The 20802-nt window shown below is 58.0% G+C and carries 22 protein-coding genes and 1 other annotated feature; of the genes, 21 read left to right on the forward strand and 1 reads right to left on the reverse strand.

Features of this window, described 5'->3' with window-relative positions:
* Window positions 1-96: 96 nt before the first annotated feature.
* The 8 genes from thrS (at window position 97) to ihfA (ending at window position 7385) form a co-directional block, all read left to right on the forward strand.
* Window positions 97-2025 (forward strand): threonine--tRNA ligase, encoded by a 1929-nt coding sequence (thrS, locus tag AC2CGI_RS11625; protein WP_015377696.1) that lies wholly within the window; start codon window positions 97-99, stop codon window positions 2023-2025.
* A 3-nt stretch (window positions 2026-2028) separates the two neighbouring features.
* Window positions 2029-2580 (forward strand): translation initiation factor IF-3, encoded by a 552-nt coding sequence (infC, locus tag AC2CGI_RS11630; RefSeq protein WP_048233542.1) that lies wholly within the window; start codon window positions 2029-2031, stop codon window positions 2578-2580.
* Between the two features lie 98 nt (window positions 2581-2678).
* On the forward strand, window positions 2679-2876 hold the full coding sequence (gene rpmI, locus AC2CGI_RS11635) for a 50S ribosomal protein L35 (protein WP_004931418.1): 198 nt from the start codon (window positions 2679-2681) through the stop codon (window positions 2874-2876).
* A gap of 43 nt (window positions 2877-2919) precedes the next feature.
* The gene (gene rplT, locus AC2CGI_RS11640) at window positions 2920-3276 is read left to right on the forward strand and encodes a 50S ribosomal protein L20 (RefSeq protein WP_004931417.1); all 357 of its coding nucleotides are present in this window, start codon (window positions 2920-2922) and stop codon (window positions 3274-3276) included.
* Window positions 3277-3389: 113 nt separating this feature from the next.
* Window positions 3390-3512 (forward strand) — a sequence feature (Phe leader region).
* A complete protein-coding gene (pheM, locus tag AC2CGI_RS11645) occupies window positions 3394-3438 on the forward strand; it encodes a pheST operon leader peptide PheM (RefSeq protein WP_121626058.1) in 45 nt (14 codons plus the stop codon). It overlaps the preceding feature by 45 nt.
* Before the next feature lie 186 nt (window positions 3513-3698).
* Entirely contained in the window at window positions 3699-4682 is a 984-nt protein-coding gene (pheS, locus tag AC2CGI_RS11650) for a phenylalanine--tRNA ligase subunit alpha (RefSeq protein WP_004931416.1), read from the forward strand.
* Between the two features lie 14 nt (window positions 4683-4696).
* Window positions 4697-7084: a phenylalanine--tRNA ligase subunit beta gene (pheT, locus tag AC2CGI_RS11655; RefSeq protein ID WP_076740283.1), complete on the forward strand. Its 2388-nt coding sequence runs from the start codon at window positions 4697-4699 to the stop codon at window positions 7082-7084.
* 4 nt (window positions 7085-7088) lie between these two features.
* Window positions 7089-7385, forward strand: coding sequence for an integration host factor subunit alpha (gene ihfA / locus AC2CGI_RS11660; protein WP_004931414.1), 297 nt, complete (start codon window positions 7089-7091; stop codon window positions 7383-7385).
* Between the two features lie 189 nt (window positions 7386-7574).
* Here ihfA and AC2CGI_RS11665 read toward each other — a convergent pair whose 3' ends face one another.
* Window positions 7575-7706: a hypothetical protein gene (locus tag AC2CGI_RS11665; protein ID WP_015377698.1), complete on the reverse strand. Its 132-nt coding sequence runs from the start codon at window positions 7704-7706 to the stop codon at window positions 7575-7577.
* 231 nt (window positions 7707-7937) lie between these two features.
* On the opposite strand from AC2CGI_RS11665, the gene AC2CGI_RS11670 reads away from it, so the two are divergent.
* From AC2CGI_RS11670 to lplA, 13 genes are all read left to right on the forward strand, one after another.
* Window positions 7938-8354, forward strand: coding sequence for a DUF2502 domain-containing protein (locus tag AC2CGI_RS11670; RefSeq protein WP_076740282.1), 417 nt, complete (start codon window positions 7938-7940; stop codon window positions 8352-8354).
* Between the two features lie 179 nt (window positions 8355-8533).
* Entirely contained in the window at window positions 8534-9541 is a 1008-nt protein-coding gene (btuC, locus tag AC2CGI_RS11675; protein ID WP_004931412.1) for a vitamin B12 ABC transporter permease BtuC, read from the forward strand.
* A gap of 45 nt (window positions 9542-9586) precedes the next feature.
* Window positions 9587-10138, forward strand: coding sequence for a glutathione peroxidase (locus tag AC2CGI_RS11680; protein ID WP_076740281.1), 552 nt, complete (start codon window positions 9587-9589; stop codon window positions 10136-10138).
* A gap of 5 nt (window positions 10139-10143) precedes the next feature.
* Window positions 10144-10899: a vitamin B12 ABC transporter ATP-binding protein BtuD gene (gene btuD, locus AC2CGI_RS11685; RefSeq protein WP_021505482.1), complete on the forward strand. Its 756-nt coding sequence runs from the start codon at window positions 10144-10146 to the stop codon at window positions 10897-10899.
* A gap of 396 nt (window positions 10900-11295) precedes the next feature.
* The gene (arnB, locus tag AC2CGI_RS11690) at window positions 11296-12450 is read left to right on the forward strand and encodes a UDP-4-amino-4-deoxy-L-arabinose aminotransferase (RefSeq protein ID WP_076740280.1); all 1155 of its coding nucleotides are present in this window, start codon (window positions 11296-11298) and stop codon (window positions 12448-12450) included.
* On the forward strand, window positions 12437-13417 hold the full coding sequence (arnC, locus tag AC2CGI_RS11695; protein WP_015377702.1) for an undecaprenyl-phosphate 4-deoxy-4-formamido-L-arabinose transferase: 981 nt from the start codon (window positions 12437-12439) through the stop codon (window positions 13415-13417). Before arnB ends, arnC begins: the two co-directional genes overlap by 14 nt.
* Complete coding sequence (gene arnA / locus AC2CGI_RS11700) at window positions 13417-15399, forward strand: bifunctional UDP-4-amino-4-deoxy-L-arabinose formyltransferase/UDP-glucuronic acid oxidase ArnA (protein ID WP_031300477.1); 1983 nt, start codon at window positions 13417-13419, stop codon at window positions 15397-15399. The genes arnC and arnA overlap by 1 nt, the downstream gene beginning before the upstream one ends.
* Window positions 15396-16301 (forward strand): 4-deoxy-4-formamido-L-arabinose-phosphoundecaprenol deformylase, encoded by a 906-nt coding sequence (gene arnD, locus AC2CGI_RS11705; protein ID WP_076740279.1) that lies wholly within the window; start codon window positions 15396-15398, stop codon window positions 16299-16301. The genes arnA and arnD overlap by 4 nt, the downstream gene beginning before the upstream one ends.
* Window positions 16298-17962, forward strand: a complete 1665-nt coding sequence (gene arnT / locus AC2CGI_RS11710; protein ID WP_021505478.1) for a lipid IV(A) 4-amino-4-deoxy-L-arabinosyltransferase — start codon at window positions 16298-16300, stop codon at window positions 17960-17962. Before arnD ends, arnT begins: the two co-directional genes overlap by 4 nt.
* The gene (arnE, locus tag AC2CGI_RS11715; RefSeq protein ID WP_004931404.1) at window positions 17959-18303 is read left to right on the forward strand and encodes a 4-amino-4-deoxy-L-arabinose-phosphoundecaprenol flippase subunit ArnE; all 345 of its coding nucleotides are present in this window, start codon (window positions 17959-17961) and stop codon (window positions 18301-18303) included. Before arnT ends, arnE begins: the two co-directional genes overlap by 4 nt.
* Window positions 18300-18692 carry a 4-amino-4-deoxy-L-arabinose-phosphoundecaprenol flippase subunit ArnF gene (gene arnF, locus AC2CGI_RS11720; RefSeq protein ID WP_044031356.1) on the forward strand — a complete coding sequence of 131 codons (393 nt, stop codon included), beginning with the start codon at window positions 18300-18302 and terminating at the stop codon, window positions 18690-18692. Before arnE ends, arnF begins: the two co-directional genes overlap by 4 nt.
* A 176-nt stretch (window positions 18693-18868) precedes the next feature.
* Window positions 18869-19333, forward strand: coding sequence for an NlpC/P60 family protein (locus AC2CGI_RS11725; RefSeq protein WP_016927954.1), 465 nt, complete (start codon window positions 18869-18871; stop codon window positions 19331-19333).
* Window positions 19334-19392: 59 nt separating this feature from the next.
* Window positions 19393-20406: a lipoate--protein ligase gene (gene lplA / locus AC2CGI_RS11730; protein ID WP_004931401.1), complete on the forward strand. Its 1014-nt coding sequence runs from the start codon at window positions 19393-19395 to the stop codon at window positions 20404-20406.
* The last annotated feature ends 396 nt before the right edge of the window (window positions 20407-20802 follow it).

Here is a 20802-nt window from a genome sequence, read left to right on the forward strand (position 1 = left end):
GCGAGATCTGAAACCTGGCTGACCAAACCCAAAATCCAATTTTCGTACTGCATGTGATCTGTCGTGTGGGTCACCACTGTAGATAAGGAATTATTAATGCCTGTTATTACTCTTCCTGACGGTAGTCAGCGTCATTTCGACCACCCCGTTTCCCCGATGGATGTCGCGCGCGATATCGGCCCTGGCCTGGCGAAAGCCTGTATCGCCGGTCGCGTCAATGGCGAACTGGTTGATGCCAGCGATCTGATCGAATCGGATGCGCAGCTGGCCATCATCACCATCAAAGACGAAGACGGTCTGGAAATCATGCGCCACTCCTGCGCGCACCTGCTGGGTCATGCGATCAAGCAGCTGTGGCCGGATACCAAAATGGCGATCGGTCCTGTTATCGACAACGGTTTCTATTATGACGTGGATATCGACCGCACCCTGACGCAGGAAGACCTGGATCTGCTGGAAAAGCGGATGCACGAGTTGGCCGATAAGGATTACGACGTCATCAAGAAGAAGGTCAGCTGGCAAGAAGCCCGCGACACCTTCGCTGAGCGCGGCGAAATCTATAAAGTGGCGATCCTGGATGAGAACATCAGCCATGACGATCGTCCTGGCCTGTATCACCACGAAGAATACATCGACATGTGCCGCGGCCCGCACGTGCCGAACATGCGTTTCTGCCACCATTTCAAGCTGCAGAAAACCTCCGGCGCTTACTGGCGCGGTGACAGCAAAAACAAAATGCTGCAGCGTATCTACGGTACCGCCTGGGCAGACAAGAAGCAGCTGAACGCCTACCTGCAACGCCTGGAAGAGGCGGCCAAGCGCGATCACCGCAAGATCGGCAAACAGCTCGATCTGTATCACATGCAGGAAGAAGCGCCGGGCATGGTGTTCTGGCACAACGACGGTTGGACTATCTTCCGCGAGCTGGAAGCCTTCGTGCGCATGAAGCTCAAAGAGTACCAGTACCAGGAAGTGAAAGGTCCGTTTATGATGGACCGCGTGCTGTGGGAAAAAACCGGCCACTGGGAAAACTACAAAGACGCCATGTTCACCACCGCGTCGGAAAACCGCGAATACTGCATCAAGCCGATGAACTGCCCGGGTCACGTGCAGATCTTCAACCAGGGCCTGAAGTCGTACCGCGATTTGCCGCTGCGCATGGGCGAATTTGGCAGCTGCCACCGCAACGAGCCTTCGGGTTCCCTGCACGGCCTGATGCGCGTGCGCGGCTTCACGCAGGATGACGCCCACATCTTCTGTACCGAAGAGCAGGTGCGCGCCGAAGTGAACGAATGCATTCGCATGGTCTATGACGTGTACGGCACCTTCGGCTTCGACAAGATCGCCGTCAAGCTGTCGACTCGCCCGGAAAAACGCATCGGTACCGACGACATGTGGACTCGTGCGGAAGAAGACCTGGCCGCCGCGCTGACCGAGAACGGCATTCCGTTCGAGTACCAGCCGGGCGAGGGCGCCTTCTACGGACCGAAAATTGAATTTACCCTGCATGATTGTTTGGATCGCGCATGGCAATGTGGTACCGTGCAGCTCGATTTCTTCTTGCCGGGCCGTTTGGGCGCCTCGTATGTTGGCGAAAACAACGATCGCGTCGTGCCGGTAATGATTCACCGCGCCATTTTGGGCTCCATGGAACGCTTCATCGGTATCCTGACCGAAGAATACGCCGGGTTCTACCCGACCTGGATCGCTCCGGTGCAGGTGGTGGTGATGAATATCACCGACAGCCAGTCTGATTACGTCCAGCAATTGACCAAAAAACTGCAGGATGCAGGTATTCGCGTGAAAGCGGACTTGAGAAATGAGAAGATTGGCTTTAAAATTCGCGAACATACTTTACGTCGAGTCCCTTACATGTTGGTGTGCGGCGACAAAGAGGTCGAAGCCGGCAAAGTTGCCGTTCGTACCCGCCGTGGCAAAGACCTGGGAAGCCTGGACGTAAACGAAGTCGTAGACAAGCTGCTGAAAGAGATTCGCAGCCGTAGTCTTCATCAACTGGAGGAATAAAGTATTAAAGGCGGAAAACGAGTTCAACCGGCGCGTCCTAATCGCATTAACAGAGAAATTCGCGCGCAAGAAGTTCGCCTAACCGGCGTCGATGGCGAGCAGATTGGTATTGTCAGTCTGAATGAAGCTCTTGAAAAAGCTGAGGAAGCGGGCGTTGATTTAGTAGAAATCAGCCCAAATGCCGAACCGCCAGTTTGCCGAATCATGGATTACGGCAAATTCCTCTACGAGAAGAGCAAGTCGACGAAAGAACAGAAGAAGAAGCAAAAAGTTATTCAGGTCAAGGAAATCAAATTCCGTCCTGGCACCGATGATGGCGACTATCAGGTCAAACTACGCAACCTGATTCGCTTTCTGGAAGATGGCGATAAAGCCAAAATCACCCTGCGTTTCCGTGGGCGTGAGATGGCGCACCAGCAGATCGGTATGGAAGTGCTTAACCGCGTCCGTAAAGACCTGTGTGAAGATATGGATCTGGCAGTGGTCGAATCCTTCCCTACGAAGATCGAAGGCCGCCAGATGATTATGGTGCTCGCTCCTAAGAAGAAACAGTAAGGCTTACAAGTAATGGAACCCGCGCGGCGCTTGCGCTGTGTGGGTTTTATTCGCCCAACTGATTCGTTGTTTAACAATGCGAAGTGGATTTAATTAAAATGCCAAAGATTAAAACTGTACGTGGTGCAGCCAAGCGCTTCAAAAAAACCGGCAGCGGTGGTTTTAAGCGTAAACATGCCAACCTGCGTCATATTCTGACCAAAAAAGCAACCAAGCGTAAACGTCACCTGCGTCCGAAAGGCATGGTGTCTAAAAACGATCTGGTCCTGGTTACCGCGTGCCTGCCGTACGCATAAGCCATTTTTTTTGAATTTAGAATAAGACTTTAGGAGAGAGCATATGGCTCGCGTAAAACGTGGTGTAATTGCACGCGCACGTCACAAGAAAATCATGAAGCAGGCGAAAGGTTACTACGGTGCCCGTTCGCGCGTATATCGTGTTGCCTTCCAGGCAGTAATCAAAGCTGGTCAGTATGCTTACCGTGACCGTCGTCAACGTAAGCGTCAGTTCCGTCAGCTGTGGATTGCACGTATCAACGCAGCTGCTCGTCAGAACGGTCTGTCTTACAGCAAGTTCATCAACGGCTTGAAAAAAGCCTCGATCGAAATTGACCGTAAGATCCTGGCTGACATCGCAGTCTTCGACAAAGTGGCCTTCGGCGCACTGGTTGAGAAAGCGAAAGCAGCTCTGGCGTAAGTCAGTTGAAGAGGGAGCTTGCTCCCTCTTTTAATCTTTGTTTTCAGCGACAAATATTGACTTTTATTGCCCGCCGCTATATCACTGGTGGACAATTAGCGACAAGGTACCGCAATCATGCACGCAGCTATTTTTCGTTTCTTTTTTTACTTTAGCGCCTGATTTCAGGAGGCTTTGCGCGTAAGAAAAGAAACGAAAAGTAGCGCCTAAGCCTCCCTCGTGGAGGCTTTTTTGTTTTTGGCCATCGCCTTGCCTTGCACATTGCTGCGGCGAGGGTGGCAGACACTCAGTCGGCCCTGTGCCGCGCAGGCGAGCCGGCCGGCCGGCAACGTATTGAAAAGTCTTTGAATAATGGTCAAAGGCGTGTTCGAATATAGATAACAATTACTTAGGGCCATCCCGGCCAGAGGAAGAGGAAAGCAATGCCACATCTCGCAGAGCTGGTTGCCAATGCCAAGGCAGCCGTAGAAGATGCCCAGGATGTTGCCGCGTTAGATTTGGTGCGCGTCGAATATTTTGGCAAGAAAGGTCATTTCACCTTGCAGATGCAGTCTCTGCGTGACGTACCGGCGGAAGACCGTCCGGCGGCCGGCGCGGTGATCAACCAGGCCAAGCAAGAAGTACAGGACGCCCTGAACGCGCGTAAGAACGCGCTGGAAAGCGCAGCGCTGAACGCGCGCCTGGCGGCTGAAACCATCGACGTTTCCCTGCCGGGCCGTCGCATGGAGAACGGCGGCCTGCATCCGGTGACCCGCACCATCGACCGTATCGAAACCTTCTTCGGCGAGTTGGGCTTTTCCGTTGCCACCGGCCCGGAGATTGAAGACGATTACCATAACTTCGACGCGCTGAACATTCCAGGGCATCACCCGGCGCGCGCCGACCACGATACCTTCTGGTTCGACGCCACACGCCTGCTGCGCACCCAGACTTCCGGCGTGCAGATCCGCACCATGAAGAACCAACAGCCGCCGATCCGTATCATTGCGCCGGGCCGCGTTTACCGTAACGACTACGATCAGACTCACACCCCGATGTTCCACCAGATGGAAGGGCTGATCGTCGATAAAGACATCAGCTTCACCAACCTGAAGGGCACGCTGCACGATTTCCTGAACAACTTCTTTGAAGAAGACCTGCAGGTTCGTTTCCGTCCGTCCTACTTCCCATTCACCGAGCCGTCCGCTGAAGTGGACGTGATGGGCAAGAACGGCAAGTGGCTGGAAGTGCTGGGCTGCGGCATGGTGCATCCGAACGTGCTGCGCAACGTCGGCATCGATCCGGAAGTTTACTCCGGCTTCGCCTTCGGCATGGGCATGGAGCGCCTGACGATGCTGCGTTACGGCGTCACCGACCTGCGCGCATTCTTCGAAAACGATCTGCGTTTCCTCAAACAGTTTAAGTAAGGCGGGAATATCACATGAAATTCAGTGAACTCTGGTTGCGCGAGTGGGTAAACCCGGCCATTAGCAGCGAAGCATTATCCGATCAAATCACCATGGCCGGCCTGGAAGTGGACGGCGTGGATCCGGTTGCCGGCGCGTTTAACGGCGTTGTGGTGGGTGAAGTGGTCGAGTGCGGTCAGCACCCGAACGCCGACAAACTGCGCGTCACTAAAGTTAACGTGGGCGGCGATCGCTTGCTCGACATCGTTTGCGGCGCGCCGAACTGCCGTACCGGCCTGAAAGTGGCGGTCGCCACCGTGGGCGCGGTGCTGCCGGGCGATTTCAAAATCAAAGCCGCCAAGCTGCGCGGCGAGCCTTCGGAAGGCATGCTGTGCTCGTTCTCCGAGCTGGGCATTTCCGACGATCATGACGGCATCATCGAGCTGCCGCTGGATGCGCCGATCGGCACCGACATCCGTGACTACCTGAAACTGAACGACAGCACCATCGAGATCAGCGTTACCCCGAACCGCGCCGACTGCCTGGGTATCATCGGTGTCGCGCGCGACGTGGGCGTACTCAACCAGGTGGCGCTGACCGAGCCGGATATGAGCCCGGTGGCTGCCACCATCGACGCCACGCTGCCGATCCGCGTTGACGCGCCGCAGGCGTGCCCGCGCTATCTGGGCCGCGTGGTGAAAGGCATCGACGTCAAGGCGCCAACCCCGCTGTGGATGCGTGAAAAGCTGCGTCGCTGTGGCATCCGCTCCATCGATGCGGTGGTTGACGTCACCAACTATGTGCTGCTGGAGCTTGGCCAGCCGATGCACGCTTTCGATCTGAGCCGCATCGACGGCGGCATCGTGGTGCGCATGGCGGAAGAAGGCGAAACGCTGAGGCTGCTGGACGGCAGTGAAGCCAAACTGAACGCCGACACCTTAGTGATCGGCGATCATCAAAAAGCGTTGGCGATGGGCGGCATCTTCGGTGGCGAGCATTCCGGCGTCAACGGGGAAACTCAGGACGTGCTGCTGGAATGCGCCTTCTTCAGCCCGCTGTCGATCACCGGCCGCGCGCGTCGTCACGGCCTGCACACCGACGCTTCTCACCGCTATGAGCGCGGTGTCGATCCGGCGCTGCAGTACAAAGCGATGGAACGCGCCACGCGCCTGCTGCTCGATATTTGCGGCGGTCAGGCCGGCCCGATTATCGACGTGACCCACGAGAACGAACTGCCGAAGCGCGCCACCATCACGCTGCGCCGCGAGAAACTGGATCGCCTGATCGGCCACGTGGTGCCAAGCGAGCAGGTCAGCGACATTCTGCGCCGCCTGGGTTGCCAGGTGACCGAGCAGGGCGACAGCTGGCAAGCGGTCGCGCCAAGCTGGCGTTTCGATATGGAGATCGAAGAGGATCTGGTGGAAGAAGTGGCGCGCGTTTACGGCTACGACAACATCCCGGATGTGCCGGTGCGCGCCGATCTGGTGATGACCCAGCATCGCGAAGCCGATCTGACGCTGAAGCGCGTGAAGACCATGCTGGTCGATCACGGTTATCAGGAAGCGATCACCTACAGCTTCGTCGATCCGAAGGTGCAGGCGCTGCTGCACCCGAATGAAGAAGCGCTGATCCTGCCAAGCCCGATTTCGGTAGAAATGTCGGCGATGCGCCTGTCGCTGTGGACCGGCCTGCTGTCTGCGGTGGTGTATAACCAGAACCGCCAGCAGACGCGTCTGCGCCTGTTCGAAAGCGGCCTGCGCTTTGTGCCTGATAGTGCGGCAGATCTGGGTATCCGTCAGGATGTCATGCTGGCGGGCGTGATCGCCGGCCATACGCACGATGAACATTGGGATCTGGCGCGCAAGCCCGTCGACTTCTATGATTTAAAAGGGGATCTGGAGTCCGTCCTCGAGCTGACCGGTAAATTATCCGAAATTCAGTTCCGGGCGGAAGCCAATCCGGCCCTGCATCCAGGGCAAAGTGCGGCGATTTATTTGCACGGCGAGCGCGTAGGTTTCATCGGTGTGGTTCACCCGGAACTTGAACGTAAACTGGATCTTAACGGCCGCACCGTGGTGTTTGAACTGGAGTGGAACAAGCTTGCGAGCCGCGCCGTGCCTCAGGCGCGGGAGATTTCGCGCTTCCCGGCAAACCGCCGTGATATCGCCATTGTGGTGGCTGAAAACGTCCCCGCAGAAGATATTTTGGCCGAGTGTAAGAAAGTTGGCGCAAATCAGGTAGTTGGCGTAAACTTGTTTGACGTGTACCGTGGCAAGGGCGTGGCAGAAGGTGACAAGAGCCTGGCTATCAGTCTGGTATTGCAGGATACCGCTCGTACACTGGAAGAAGAGGAGATAGCCGCTACCGTTGCAAAATGCGTAGAGGCTCTAAAACAGCGATTCCAAGCATCCTTGAGGGATTGAACCTATGGCGCTTACTAAAGCTGAAATGTCAGAACACCTGTTTGAGAAGCTTGGGCTTAGCAAACGGGACGCCAAAGACCTGGTGGAACTGTTCTTTGAAGAGGTCCGTCGGGCTCTTGAGAATGGCGAACAGGTAAAACTGTCGGGTTTTGGCAACTTTGATCTGCGTGACAAGAACCAACGTCCGGGGCGTAACCCGAAGACCGGCGAAGACATTCCGATTACGGCGCGCCGTGTGGTGACCTTCCGTCCGGGACAGAAGCTGAAAAGCCGGGTAGAAAACGCCAGCCCGAAAGGGTGAGTGACGTGACATCAAAAAAGGCCGCTTGCGCGGCCTTTTTCTTTTCTGAGACAAAATTCAGTTTATTCCTAATAGGCAATGCATGAATTAAAATTATTCATTAAATCACCTCGGTGAAAATTTATTTAATCTCAATTACGGAGTATTCTTATATCTTATTTTGTGTGGTGAACAGCCATATTTGTTGTTTCAATAACGGCCGTAATAATGGCCAGGGCCGTCGCCGCGGTGGCCACCGCCCCCGTGCGGGCCCCAGCAGCAGGCGCTCAGGGTTGAGGCCAGGGCTACAACGGTCAGCAGCATACCGATACGTTTAATCATCTTATAATCCTCCGGTGGAAATCCATTTAACTATAATTGCCGCGCCGCTTGAGAGACGTCAGTTATTCGTTAAATCTTGTCAGTGGTTATGATAATTAAAGGCGGCGGCAAACAGTGTAGGGATTGTGTAAGGCCGTCGAAAACAATCTGAAAATAGGCATCGGTGAGATAGTCGTTAAATAAGCACGCTGATATAACCACTGCAGCAAGAAAATAGAGTGAGAAGGTGAAATGAAAAAGATCCTGTTGCTGGTGTGTTTCCCGCTGTTGCTGCCGCTGGCGGCGAAGGCCGATGTCTCCGTCGATATCAACGTGCCGGGCGTTTCTCTGCATCTGGGGGATCAGGACCGTCGCGGCTATTACTGGGATGGCTACGACTGGCGTCCACCGCAGTGGTGGCATGCGCACCAGGGCCGCGGCCTGGGTGAGCGCAATGCGCGCGGTATGTACTGGGACGGCGGACGCTGGCAACCTTCGCCGCCGCGTGGCTATGAGCATCGTGGGCCGGAACGCAGCGGCAATCCATTCCACGGCGATCGCGATAGTGGCGACCACGACCGCCGTCATGACGATCGCGGTGACCATGACCGCCGCGAAGGCGGCCGCGGCCAACCTTATCCACCGGGCAACTCCGGCCCGCATCGTTAATCCCTGAGTTTATCGGCGGCTGGTTTTGCCATCATTGTTGCGATGACGGGCAAGGTCAGCTGCTGCTTTCCTGAGCCACTATCTACGCAAGACTTCCCCTTGCGGCGTTAACCCCCTAATATTCGACTCAAACGTCAATTATCCGGCCACGACAGCGGCCGGCAGGGAACCGCCGCGCCATGCCAACCAGCCGTACCTTCACCTTACTGTTGCAACATCAACGCTACCGCGATAAACGCCAGCTCAGTCTGTTGGCGCTGGGCGTGGCGGTGGCGTTGCTGGTCAGCCTTTGCGCCGGCGACCAATGGATATGGCCGTCAGCGTGGTTCAGCGATCGAGCGCAACTGTTTGTTTGGCAACTGCGTTTGCCGCGCGCGCTGGCGGTGATGCTGGTCGGCGCCGCCCTGGCGGTGGCGGGCGCGGTGATGCAGGCGCTGTTTGAAAATCCTCTGGCGGAGCCCGGTCTGCTGGGCGTCGCTAACGGCGCCGGCGTAGCGCTGGTGCTGACGGTGTTGTTGGGGCACGGTTTGTTGCCGGTGGCGCTGATGAGCGCCGCCGCGATAGCCGGTGCGCTGGCGATGACCTTCTTGCTGCTGGGCTTCGCTCGCCGGCGACGTCTGACCAATGCACGGCTGTTGCTGGTCGGCGTGGCGCTGGGCATCGTGTGCAGCGCGCTGATGACCTGGGCGGTCTATTTCAGCACCAGCCTCGATCTGCGGCAGCTGATGTACTGGATGATGGGCGGTTTCGGCGGCGTCGACTGGCGCCAAAAGTGGCTGGTGCTGGCGCTGCTGCCGGTGTTGCTGTGGCTGTGTGGCCAGGGCCGAGCGCTCAACCTGATGGCGCTGGGCGAGGTGCAGGCGCGCCAGCTCGGGCTGTCGCTGCATGTGTGGCGTAACCTGCTGGTGCTGGCGATCGGCTGGCTGGTTGGCGTCAGCGTGGCGCTCGCCGGGGTGATCGGCTTCGTTGGGCTGGTGATCCCGCATATTTTGCGGCTCACCGGCCTGACAGACCAGCGCTATCTGCTGCCGGCCTGCGCGCTGGCGGGGGCCGGGGTGTTGCTGGTGGCCGATGTGATCGCCCGCGTTGCGCTGCTGGCGGCCGAGCTGCCGATCGGCGTGGTGACAGCCACGCTGGGGGCGCCGCTATTTATCTGGTTACTGACCCGGACAAAAGGCGTAAGGTAGTTTTCTTCATTCACCTGCCATTAAAAAACCAAAGGATGACAACCGATGAACAAGCCAATCGACAACCTGCCGTTACAAACCATCGAAAATCAGACGACCACGCTGGGTGCCTATCAGGGCAAGGTGCTGCTGGTGGTCAACGTGGCCTCGGAGTGCGGCCTGACCAAGCAGTACGAAGGGCTGGAAGCGCTGTACGAAACCTATCGCGAGCGGGGGCTGGAAGTGCTGGGGTTCCCGTCCAATGAATTCCTGGGCCAGGAGCCGGGCAGCAACGAAGAGATCCTGGCGTTTTGCCGCGGCACCTTCGGCGTGCAATTCCCAATGTTTGCCAAGATTGAGGTGAACGGCGAACACCGTCATCCGCTGTACCAAGCGTTGATTGCCGCACAGCCGGAGGCCGTCGCGCCGGAAGGCAGCGAGTTCCTGGCGCGGATGACCAGCAAAGGGCGTGCGCCGAAGCATCCCGGCGATATTCTGTGGAACTTTGAGAAATTCCTTATCGCGCGCGACGGCACGGTGATCCAGCGCTTCTCGCCGGACACCACACCTGAGGATCCGGCGCTGGTGGCGGCGGTGAAACAGGCGCTGGCAGGGTAATACGGATGCTGCAACTCGTTGAGGTTGGGGTGGCGGGGCGCCTGGCGCCTTTTTCGGCACAGATTGACGGCGGGTTGCAGGTTCACCTGATCGGCCCAAATGGCGCAGGGAAGAGTACCCTGCTGGCGCGGGTGGCGGGTATGCTGCCGGGGCGGGGCGAAGTCTGCCTGGACGGACGCGCGCTCTCCGATTATCCGGGGAGCGAGCTGGCGCGCCGACGCGGTTATCTCAGCCAGCAACAGCCGCCGGTGTCGCTGATGCCGGTGTTTCAGTATTTGGCGTTGCACCGGCCTGCCGGCGCGGCGCAAACCGAGGTGGAACACACCATCCTCTATCTGTGCCAGCGGTTGAAGCTGGTGGATAAACTGTCACGCATGCTGACACAGCTTTCAGGTGGAGAATGGCAACGGGTGCGGCTGGCGGCGGTATTGCTGCAGGTGTGGCCCAGCGTTAACCCGCACAGCCGATTGTTGTTGCTGGATGAACCAACCAATAGCCTGGATGTGGCGCAAAAGGTCGCGCTGGATCGCCTGCTGCGCGAATTCTGCCAAAGTGGGCGCAGCGCGCTGGTGTGCGCACACGATCTGAATCATACCCTGCAGCAGGCCGATCGGGTTTGGTTGTTGCACGCTGGGCAGTTGGTCGCGCAGGGCATCACCCGTGAGGTGATGGCGCCCGCACTGTTGTCGCAGATCTATGAAGTGGATTTCCACCTGCAATGGGTGGGGAACCAGCGTTGGATCATGACCCGCACGGCTTAATTCGCCCTGGGGTATAAATATAAACGAAAACTAAACGTAGTGAATATAAATAGCCGGGTAATCATCGGCTATTATTGTGCTGCCTCTCATTTTCTCGTGAGTTTTCTTGAAAAACGCCAATGACGTGCTACGCTTGATTCGGCAAAAATAAAATACGTAAGTAATTATTAAAAAATATAAGAAATTGATTTACATAATAAAATTAAATTAATGATGACGGCGCCTTCCTATCAGTTCTCCCACTGATGACAAGTCTCGTCTTAAGGTTTAGTTAAGCTTGCGGCCTTACATTGGCAGTTAATCCACGGAAACGATTCTTCTCTGGCGTTTAATATTCGTTAAACGAAAGGGATTTACAGTGTCATCAAAAGCAGTTCGATACGTTTGGGGTTAACTATGGATCAATTTTTGCCTTTCTCTCGTCCGGCCATCGGCGACGAAGAAATCGCCGCGGTAGAGAAAGTGTTGCGTTCCGGCTGGATCACCACCGGGCCGCAAAACCAGCAACTGGAAAATGACTTCTGTTCCACTTTCGGCTGTAAGCACGCCATCGCCGTCAGTTCCGCCACCGCGGGCATGCACATCACGCTGATGGCGCTGGGCATCGGGCCCGGCGACGAAGTCATCACCCCTTCGCAAACCTGGGTTTCCACCCTCAACATGATCGAACTGCTGGGCGCTACGCCGGTAATGATCGACGTTGACAGTGAGACCTTGATGGTCAGCGCTGCCGATGTCGAGGCTGCCATCACCCCGAAAACCAAAGCGATTGTTCCAGTGCATTATGCCGGCGCCCCCCTGCAGATGGACGCTTTGCGCGCCGTGGCCGAACGCCACCGCTTACCGCTGATCGAAGACGCCGCCCACGCGGTCGGCACGCGCTACAACGGCGAATGGGTCGGCGCGCGCGGCACGGCGATTTTCTCTTTCCATGCGATTAAAAACGTGACCTGCGCTGAAGGCGGTCTGATCGCCACCGATGACGATGCGCTGGCGGATCGCCTGCGTTGCCTGAAGTTCCACGGTCTGGCCGTCGATGCCTTCGATCGCCAGCAGCTAGGCCGCAAACCGCAGGCCGAAGTGGTGGAGCCGGGTTACAAGTACAACCTGTCCGACATTCACGCGGCGATCGCCGTGGTGCAGCTGTCGCGCTTCGCTGAGCTGAACGCACGGCGTAAGGCGCTGGCACAGCGCTACCTGAGCGCGTTGGAAGGCTCGCCGTTCCAACCGTTGGGCGTGCCGGATTATCCGCATGACCACGCCTGGCACCTGTTCATGGTCCGCGTCGATCCGGCGCGTTGCGGTATCGATCGCGACCAGCTGATGGAGCGCCTGAAAGAGGTTGGCGTCGGCACCGGGCTGCATTTCCGCGCCGCGCACACCCAGAAATTCTACCGTGAGCGTTATCCACAGCTTTCTTTGCCGAATACCGAATGGAACTCGGCGCGGCTGTGCACCTTACCGCTATTCCCTGACATGACCGACGCCGACGTGGATCGCGTGGTCAATGCCTTGTCTTCTGTTGTGGAGTCTTTACGTGTCTCGCGTTGAACCGATCAAAAAAGTGTCGGTAGTCATTCCGGTATACAACGAGCAGGAAAGCCTGCCGGCGTTGCTGGAGCGTACTACTGCCGCCTGTAAGCAGTTATCTCAACCTTATGAAATCATCCTCGTCGACGATGGCAGCAGCGACAACTCCGCTGACATGTTGACCGCGGCGGCGGAAAAGCCGGACAGCCACGTGATCGCCGTTTTGCTGAACCGCAACTACGGCCAGCACTCGGCGATCATGGCCGGTTTCAACCAGGTGACCGGCGATCTGGTGATTACGCTGGACGCCGATCTGCAGAACCCGCCGGAGGAGATCCCTCGTTTGGTCAGCGTGGCGGAAGAGGGCTATGACGTGGTGGGCACCGTGCGCGCCAACCGTCAGGACTCCTGGTTCCGCAAAAGTGCCTCGCGCGTGATCAACATGATGATTCAACGCGCCACCGGCAAGTCGATGGGGGACTACGGCTGCATGCTGCGCGCCTACCGTCGTCATATCGTTGAGGCGATGCTGCACTGTCATGAGCGCAGCACCTTTATCCCGATTCTGGCGAACACCTTCGCCCGTCGCACGACCGAGATCGACGTACGCCATGCCGAACGCGAGTTTGGCGACTCCAAGTACAGCCTGATGAAGCTGATCAACCTGATGTATGACCTGATCACCTGCCTGACCACCACGCCGCTGCGTTTGCTCAGCGTGGTCGGCAGCATCGTGGCGCTGTCCGGGTTTGTGCTGGCGCTGGTGCTGATTGCACTGCGTCTGCTGCTCGGCCCTGAATGGGCCGCCGGCGGCGTGTTCACCCTTTTCGCCGTCCTGTTCACCTTTATCGGCGCCCAGTTTGTCGGCATGGGGCTGTTGGGTGAATACATCGGCCGTATCTATACCGACGTGCGTGCGCGTCCTCGCTATTTTGTTCAGAAAGTGGTCGGTGCACAGCATGACCACAATACTCAGGAAGAAGAATGATGAAAGCTATTGTATTTGCTTACCATGATATTGGCTGCGCAGGTCTGAAAGCGCTGACTGAGGCGGGTTATGACGTGCAGGCCGTGTTCACGCACACCGACGACCCTGGTGAGAACAACTTCTTCTCCTCTGTGGCCCGTTTGGGCGCCGAATTGGATCTGCCGGTCTATGCGCCGGAAGACGTAAATCACCCGCTGTGGGTTGACCGCATTCGCGCACTGCAGCCGGACGTGATCTTCTCGTTCTATTACCGCCACATGCTGAGCGACGAGATCTTGTCGCTGGCGCCGCAGGGCGGTTTCAATCTGCACGGCTCGTTGCTGCCGCGTTACCGCGGCCGCGCGCCGGTGAACTGGGCGCTGGTGAATGGCGAAACCGAAACCGGCGCCACGCTGCACAAAATGGTGAAACGCCCGGACGCCGGTGACATCGTCGGTCAGCAGAAAGTGACCATTGCCGACAGCGACACCGCGCTGACGCTGCACAAAAAAGTGCTGGAAGCCGCGCAGATCGTGTTGAAAGAGCAGCTGCCGAAGCTGAAGAACGGCACCGCCACTTTCACCCGGCAGGATGAGTCTCAGGCCAGCTACTTCGGTCGCCGCACCCCGGCGGACGGTGAGATCCTGTGGCACAAATCCGCCAAAGAGATCAACAACCTGGTGCGCGCCGTCACCGAGCCGTACCCGGGTGCCTTCAGCCACCTCGGTCAGCGCAAGCTGATCGTCTGGCGCTCTCGCGTGCTGGACACCCAACACGATAAACAGCCGGGCACCGTGCTGAGCACCTCGCCGCTGGTCATCGCCTGTGGCGAAGGTGCGCTGGAGATCGTTGCCGGTCAGAACGACAGCGGTCTGTATGTGCAGGGCAGCCGCCTGGCGCAGGAAATGGGTATCGTCACCGACGTGCGTTTGGCCGCCAAGCCGAATGCCGTAATGAAACGCCGCACCCGCGTGCTGATCCTCGGGGTCAACGGCTTCATCGGCAACCACCTGACCGAGCGCCTGCTGCGCGATGACCGCTACGACATCTATGGTCTGGATATCGGTTCCGACGCCATCAGCCGCTTCCTCGACAACCCGCGTTTCCACTTTGTGGAAGGCGACATCAGCATCCACTCCGAGTGGATCGAGTATCACATCAAGAAATGCGACGTGGTGCTGCCGCTGGTGGCGATCGCGACGCCGATCGAATACACCCGTAACCCGCTGCGCGTGTTCGAGCTGGACTTCGAAGAGAACCTGAAGATCGTTCGCGACTGCGTGAAATACAACAAGCGCATCATCTTCCCGTCCACATCTGAAGTGTACGGCATGTGCGACGATAAAGAGTTCGACGAAGACCATTCGCGTCTGATCGTCGGGCCAATCAACAAGCAGCGCTGGATCTATTCGGTCTCCAAACAGCTGCTGGATCGGGTGATCTGGGCTTACGGCGCCAAAGAAGGCCTGAAGTTCACGCTGTTCCGTCCGTTCAACTGGATGGGGCCGCGCCTGGATAACCTGGACGCTGCGCGCATCGGCTCTTCCCGCGCCATCACCCAGCTGATCCTCAACCTGGTGGAAGGTTCGCCGATCAAACTGATGGACGGCGGCGCGCAGAAACGTTGCTTCACCGACATCAACGACGGCATCGAAGCGCTGTTCCGCATCATTGAGAACCGCGACGGCCTGTGCGACGGCCAGATCGTCAACATCGGCAACCCGACCAACGAAGCGAGCATTCGCGAGCTGGCGGAAATGCTGCTGGAAAGCTTCAACAACCACCCGTTGCGCGATCGCTTCCCGCCGTTTGCCGGCTTCAAGGACGTAGAGAGCAGCAGCTACTACGGCAAAGGTTACCAGGACGTCGAGCACCGCACGCCGAGCATCAAAAACGCTCACCGCCTGCTGGGTTGGCAGCCGACCATCGAGATGAAGCAAACCGTCGCCGATACGCTGGACTACTTCCTGCGCACAACCGTTCAGGAAGGGAACGGTGCATGAAGAAAGTCGGTCTGCGGGTTGATGTAGATACCTTCAGCGGCACCCGTGAAGGGGTGCCGCAGTTGCTGGACCTGTTCGAAAAGTACGACATTCAGGCCAGCTTCTTCTTCAGCGTGGGACCGGACAACATGGGGCGCCATCTTTGGCGCCTTTTGCGTCCGAAATTTCTGTGGAAAATGCTGCGTTCGAACGCCGCCTCGCTGTACGGCCTGGATATTCTGCTGGCCGGCACCGCCTGGCCGGGGCGCAATATTTCGCGCGCGTTGGGGCCGCTGATGAAGCGCACCGCCGAAGCCGGCCATGAAGTCGGGCTGCACGCCTGGGATCACCAGGGCTGGCAGGCCAAGGTCGGCAAGTGGAGCGAGGTGCAATTGACCGAGCAGGTGCAATTGGGTGTCGACGCCCTGAGCGCCTGCACCGGCCAGCCGGTGAAATGCTCCGCCGTGGCGGGCTGGCGCGCCGATACGCGCGTGCTGGAGGTCAAGCAGCGCTTCGGCTTCCATTACAACAGCGATTGCCGCGGCACTCATCCGTTCCGTCCGGTGCTGAGCGACGGGCGTCACGGTACGGTGCAGATCCCGGTGACGTTGCCGACCTTCGATGAAGTGATTGGCAGCGAAGTCAACATGGCCGACTTCAACGACTACATTCTGCGCGCCATCGAGAACGATCGCGGCGTACCGGTGTACACCATTCACACCGAAGTGGAAGGCATGTCGCAAGCGGCGATGTTCGAACAGTTATTGCAACGCGCACGGCAGCAGGGCATCGAATTCTGCCCGCTGAGCGCGCTGTTACCGCAAGATTTGGCGTCACTGCCGTTGGGCCGCATCAAGCGCGCTCCTTTCCCCGGCCGCGAAGGTTGGCTGGGCTGTCAAACCGATGTGAAGGACGTTACATGAAGGCGCTAAAAGGATCCTGGGCCATTCTGCTGGCCGTTTTTTTTGCTCTGGTCTATCTGATCCCGCTTAACGGTCGCCTGCTGTGGCAGCCGGATGAAACGCGTTATGCCGAGATCAGCCGTGAGATGCTGCAACGCGGCGATTGGGTGGTGCCGCACCTGCTGGGGCTGCGCTATTTCGAGAAGCCGGTAGCGGGTTACTGGTTCAATAACATCAGCCAATGGCTGTTCGGCGAAAACAACTTTGCGGTGCGCTTCGGCTCGGTGTTCAGCACCGGCATGACCGCGCTGCTGGTGTTCGCGCTGGCGATGCTGATGTGGCGCAATGCGCGGCGCGCCAGCCTGGCGGCGCTGATGTTCCTGTCGATGGTGCTGGTGTTCAGCATCGGCACTTACAGCGTGTTGGATCCGATGATTTCGCTGTGGCTGGCGGCGGCGATGGTCAGCTATTACCTGACGCTGAAGGCTTCCTCGGTCAAGGGCAAGCTGGGCGCTTACGCCTTGCTGGGCCTGGCCTGCGGCATGGGCTTTATGACCAAGGGCTTCCTGGCGCTGGCGGTGCCGGTGATCGCGGTGATCCCGATTGTCATTCAGCAACGTCGCATCAAGGATCTGCTGTGCTACGGCCCGGTGGCGATCGTTACCGCCACGTTGCTCAGCCTGCCGTGGGCGCTGGCGATCGCGCAACGTGAGCCCGATTTCTGGAATTACTTCTTCTGGGTCGAGCACATTCAGCGCTTCGCCGAAGATAACGCCCAGCACAAGGCGCCGTTCTGGTATTACCTGCCGGTTCTGCTGGCGGCGGTGCTGCCTTGGCTGGCGCTGCTGCCCGGCGCGCTGCTCAAAGGTTGGCGCGAGCGCGTACAGCGTCCGGAGCTGTTCTTCCTGCTGAGCTGGGCGCTGATGCCGCTGATCTTCTTCAGCATCGCCAAAGGCAAGCTGCCGACCTACATTCTGCCGTGCATGGCGCCGCTGGCGCTGCTGATGACCGCCTATGCGGAAGACTATGCCGCCACGCTGCGCGCCAGGCTGTTCAAGGCCAACGCCTGGTTGAACGGCCTGTTCGGGCTGATTGGCATCGTGGCGCTGGTGGTGTTGAGCTCCGGTCTGCTGCCGAAAGCGCATCTGTTTACTCCCCAGGAGTGGCCGAAAGTGGTGCTCGGCCTGATCGCCTTCGGCGGCTGGCTGCTGTTCGCACTGGTTTCTGCGCGCGATAACGGCCGCCAATGGCGCTGGGCGGCGGCTTGCCCGGTGCTGCTGTGCCTGGTGATCGGTTACGCCATTCCGCAACAGGTGACCGATTCCAAACTGCCGCAAAACTTCGCCCGCGCCACGATGGCCGAACTGAGCGACAGCCGCTATGTGTTGAGCGACAGCGTCGGATTGGCGGCCGGCCTGGCCTGGGAACTGAAGCGCAGCGACGTGCTGATGTACAGCCAGAAAGGCGAGGTGGCCTATGGTCTGGAGTATCCGGACGCCAAGGGGCACCTGATCAGCGATGCCGACTTCCCGCAGTGGCTGGCGCAGGCGCGCAAGCAGGGAAATGTGTCGCTGGTGTTGCAGCTGTCCCGTGATGAAGCGCTGCCGCAGGAGCTGCCGGCCGCAGACAAGGTGGATCGTATGAACCGCTTGGTGCTGATGTGGTATAAACAGCAACCATGATCGGTTTTTTGTTGGTGATAGTGGTCAGCCTGCTCACCTGTGGTGGGCAGCTGTGCCAGAAACAGGCGGCGCACTGCTGGGAACGGGCAGACGAGGCGCGGCTGAAACAGACGCTGCGCTGGTTGGCGTTGGCGGTGTTGCTGTTGGGGCTGGGCATGGCGGTGTGGCTCAATGTGTTGCAACGCCTGCCGCTCAGCCTGGCTTACCCGATGCTCAGCCTGAACTTCGTAATGGTGACGCTGGCGGCGCGCTGGCTGTTTCATGAGCCGACAACCGTTCGCCACTGGTGCGGCGTGGCGTCGATTATGCTGGGGATCCTGCTGATGAGCGTGCATTCATGAGGGGCTATGCCTGGGGCGCCGCCAGCGTGTTGCTGGTGACGCTGGCGCAGTTGCTGATGAAGTGGGGCATGGTGCAAATCCCGCTGATGTCGTTCGCCGACGTCTCGTTGGCGCTGATCGGCGACTACTGGCTGCCGCTGCTGGCGGTGGGCGGTGGCATCTTCGGTTATGCGCTGTCGATGCTGTGTTGGTTCTTTGCGCTGCGCCATCTGCCGTTAAACCGCGCTTATCCTCTGCTGAGCGTCAGCTATGCGTTGGTTTACCTGGCGGCGGTGATCCTGCCGTGGTTTAACGAATCCGCTACGCTGCTGAAAACGTTGGGCACGCTGTTTATTCTGTTCGGCGTCTGGCTGATTAACAGCAAATCCGAGACCAAATCGCCGCAATAGGGCCAAAACCGGCGATCCTGCTATTATCTCCCTCATGGCGCTTGCCTTTTTCCCCGTGCGGGAGATAAATTAACGCGAAATAGCGCTCTCCTTACGTGGTGCCGGCTTTGCCTCGCAGGCAGTGTAGTGGTGTACCGAATGGCATAATGCGGCAACGTGTTCAATGAAGGGATATTATGCGGATGCGTGTGTGGTTTTTATTAGCCAGTTTAATCCTCGCCGGTTGCAGCAGCCATGCGCCGCCACCCAGCGGCCGCCTGGCGGATTCTATCGTGGTGGTAGCCCAGCTCAATGAACAACTGCGCCAGTGGTACGGCACGCCATACCGTTACGGCGGCCTGGATCGCGGCGGCGTGGATTGCTCCGGGTTTGTTTACCGCACGTTCCGCGATCGCTTCGACATGCAACTGCCGCGTTCGACCGAAGAACAAACCTCACTGGGCACCAAGGTTTCACGCGATGAGCTGATGCCGGGCGATCTGGTGTTTTTCAAAACCGGCGGCGGTGAGAACGGCCTGCACGTCGGCATTTACGATACCAACGACCAATTTATCCATGCGTCGACCAGCCGCGGGGTGATCCGTTCCTCGCTCGATAACGTCTACTGGAAGCGGGTGTACTGGCAGGCGCGACGCATTTAGCCTTAACCCGTTGATTTGGTGTATCATGGCGGCATCTCGTGTTTTGAACGGTGCCTGCCATGAACAGCCTGCGTTTACTGATCTCCGACTCCTACGATCCCTGGTTCAACCTGGCGGTGGAAGAGTGCATCTTCCGCGAAATGACCACGCAAAAAATTCTCTTCCTGTGGCGCAATGCCGAAACGGTGGTGATTGGCCAGTCGCAGAATCCCTGGAAAGAGTGCAATACCCGGCGTATGGAGCAGGACGGCATTCGGTTGGCGCGGCGCAGCAGCGGCGGCGGGGCGGTATTTCACGATCTGGGCAATACCTGCTTCACCTTTATGGCCGGCAAACCGGGCTACGACAAGAGCGTCTCGACCGACATCATTCTGCAAGCGCTGCGGCAGTTGGGCGTCACAGCCGGCGCGTCGGGGCGCAACGATCTGGTGATGGAAACCGCCGACGGGCCACGCAAAATATCCGGCTCGGCCTATCGAGAAACGCAGGATCGCGGTTTCCACCATGGCACGCTGCTGCTGAATGCCGATCTGGAACGGCTGGCGGACTACCTGAACCCGGATCCCAAAAAGCTGCAGGCCAAGGGTATCACTTCGGTGCGTTCGCGCGTCGCCAACCTGGCGGAGTTTTTGCCGGGCATCAGCCATGAGCAGGTATGCGACGCTATCGTGCAGGCCTTCTTCGCCCACTATGGCGAAACGGCCGAGCCGGAGATCATTTCGCCGGATGTATTCCCCGATCTGCCCGATTTTGCCGCGCAGTTCGCCAAACAGAGCAGTTGGGAATGGAATTTTGGCAAGGCGCCGGCGTTCAGCCACTTGCTCAACGAGCGCTTTGTCTGGGGCGGCGTAGACCTGTTCTTCGATGTGGAGAAGGGGGCGATCGTTCGCGCGCAGGTGTTCACCGACAGCCTGAATCCCGCCCCGCTGCAGCGGTTGGCGGAGATGCTGGTGGGCTGCGCGTATCGAAGCGAGCCCGTTGCCGCTTGCTGTGACCGGCTGATGGCGGACTATCCTCAGCAGGCGGCCGAATTAGCCGAGCTGCGGCAATGGCTGAGCGAAACGATCCGCTAGCGCAGGCCTGGTGATGAAGGGATGAGCGTGCTCATCCCTTTTTTTATCGCTGAAATCGACGTTTTGCATGGTGGTAGCGCAGATTTTCTGAAAATCAAGGTGGGCATTTTTTTACGTTTTCAATGCCGCGAATAACGGGCGGAATTGATGCGTTATTAAATTTAATCAGTCGTCGTTAACGGCAGGGAAAATTGGCGTTAAGAATGAAAGATTATTTTACTTTATTTAGGATTTTTCTTAAATAAAACAAAGGAGATAAGTCAAATTTAGTCATAAATCCATTCAACTTAAGTCAAATACCTTTTCGCATAACGCGTTTGGCGGCTACCTTGGCATAAGTCCGGCTGCTTTTCTTTGCGCCTTTTACGATTGTCGTATAGCTTTAATCTATCAATT

It is taken from the genome of Serratia sp. LSHTC3 (assembly GCF_057197125.1).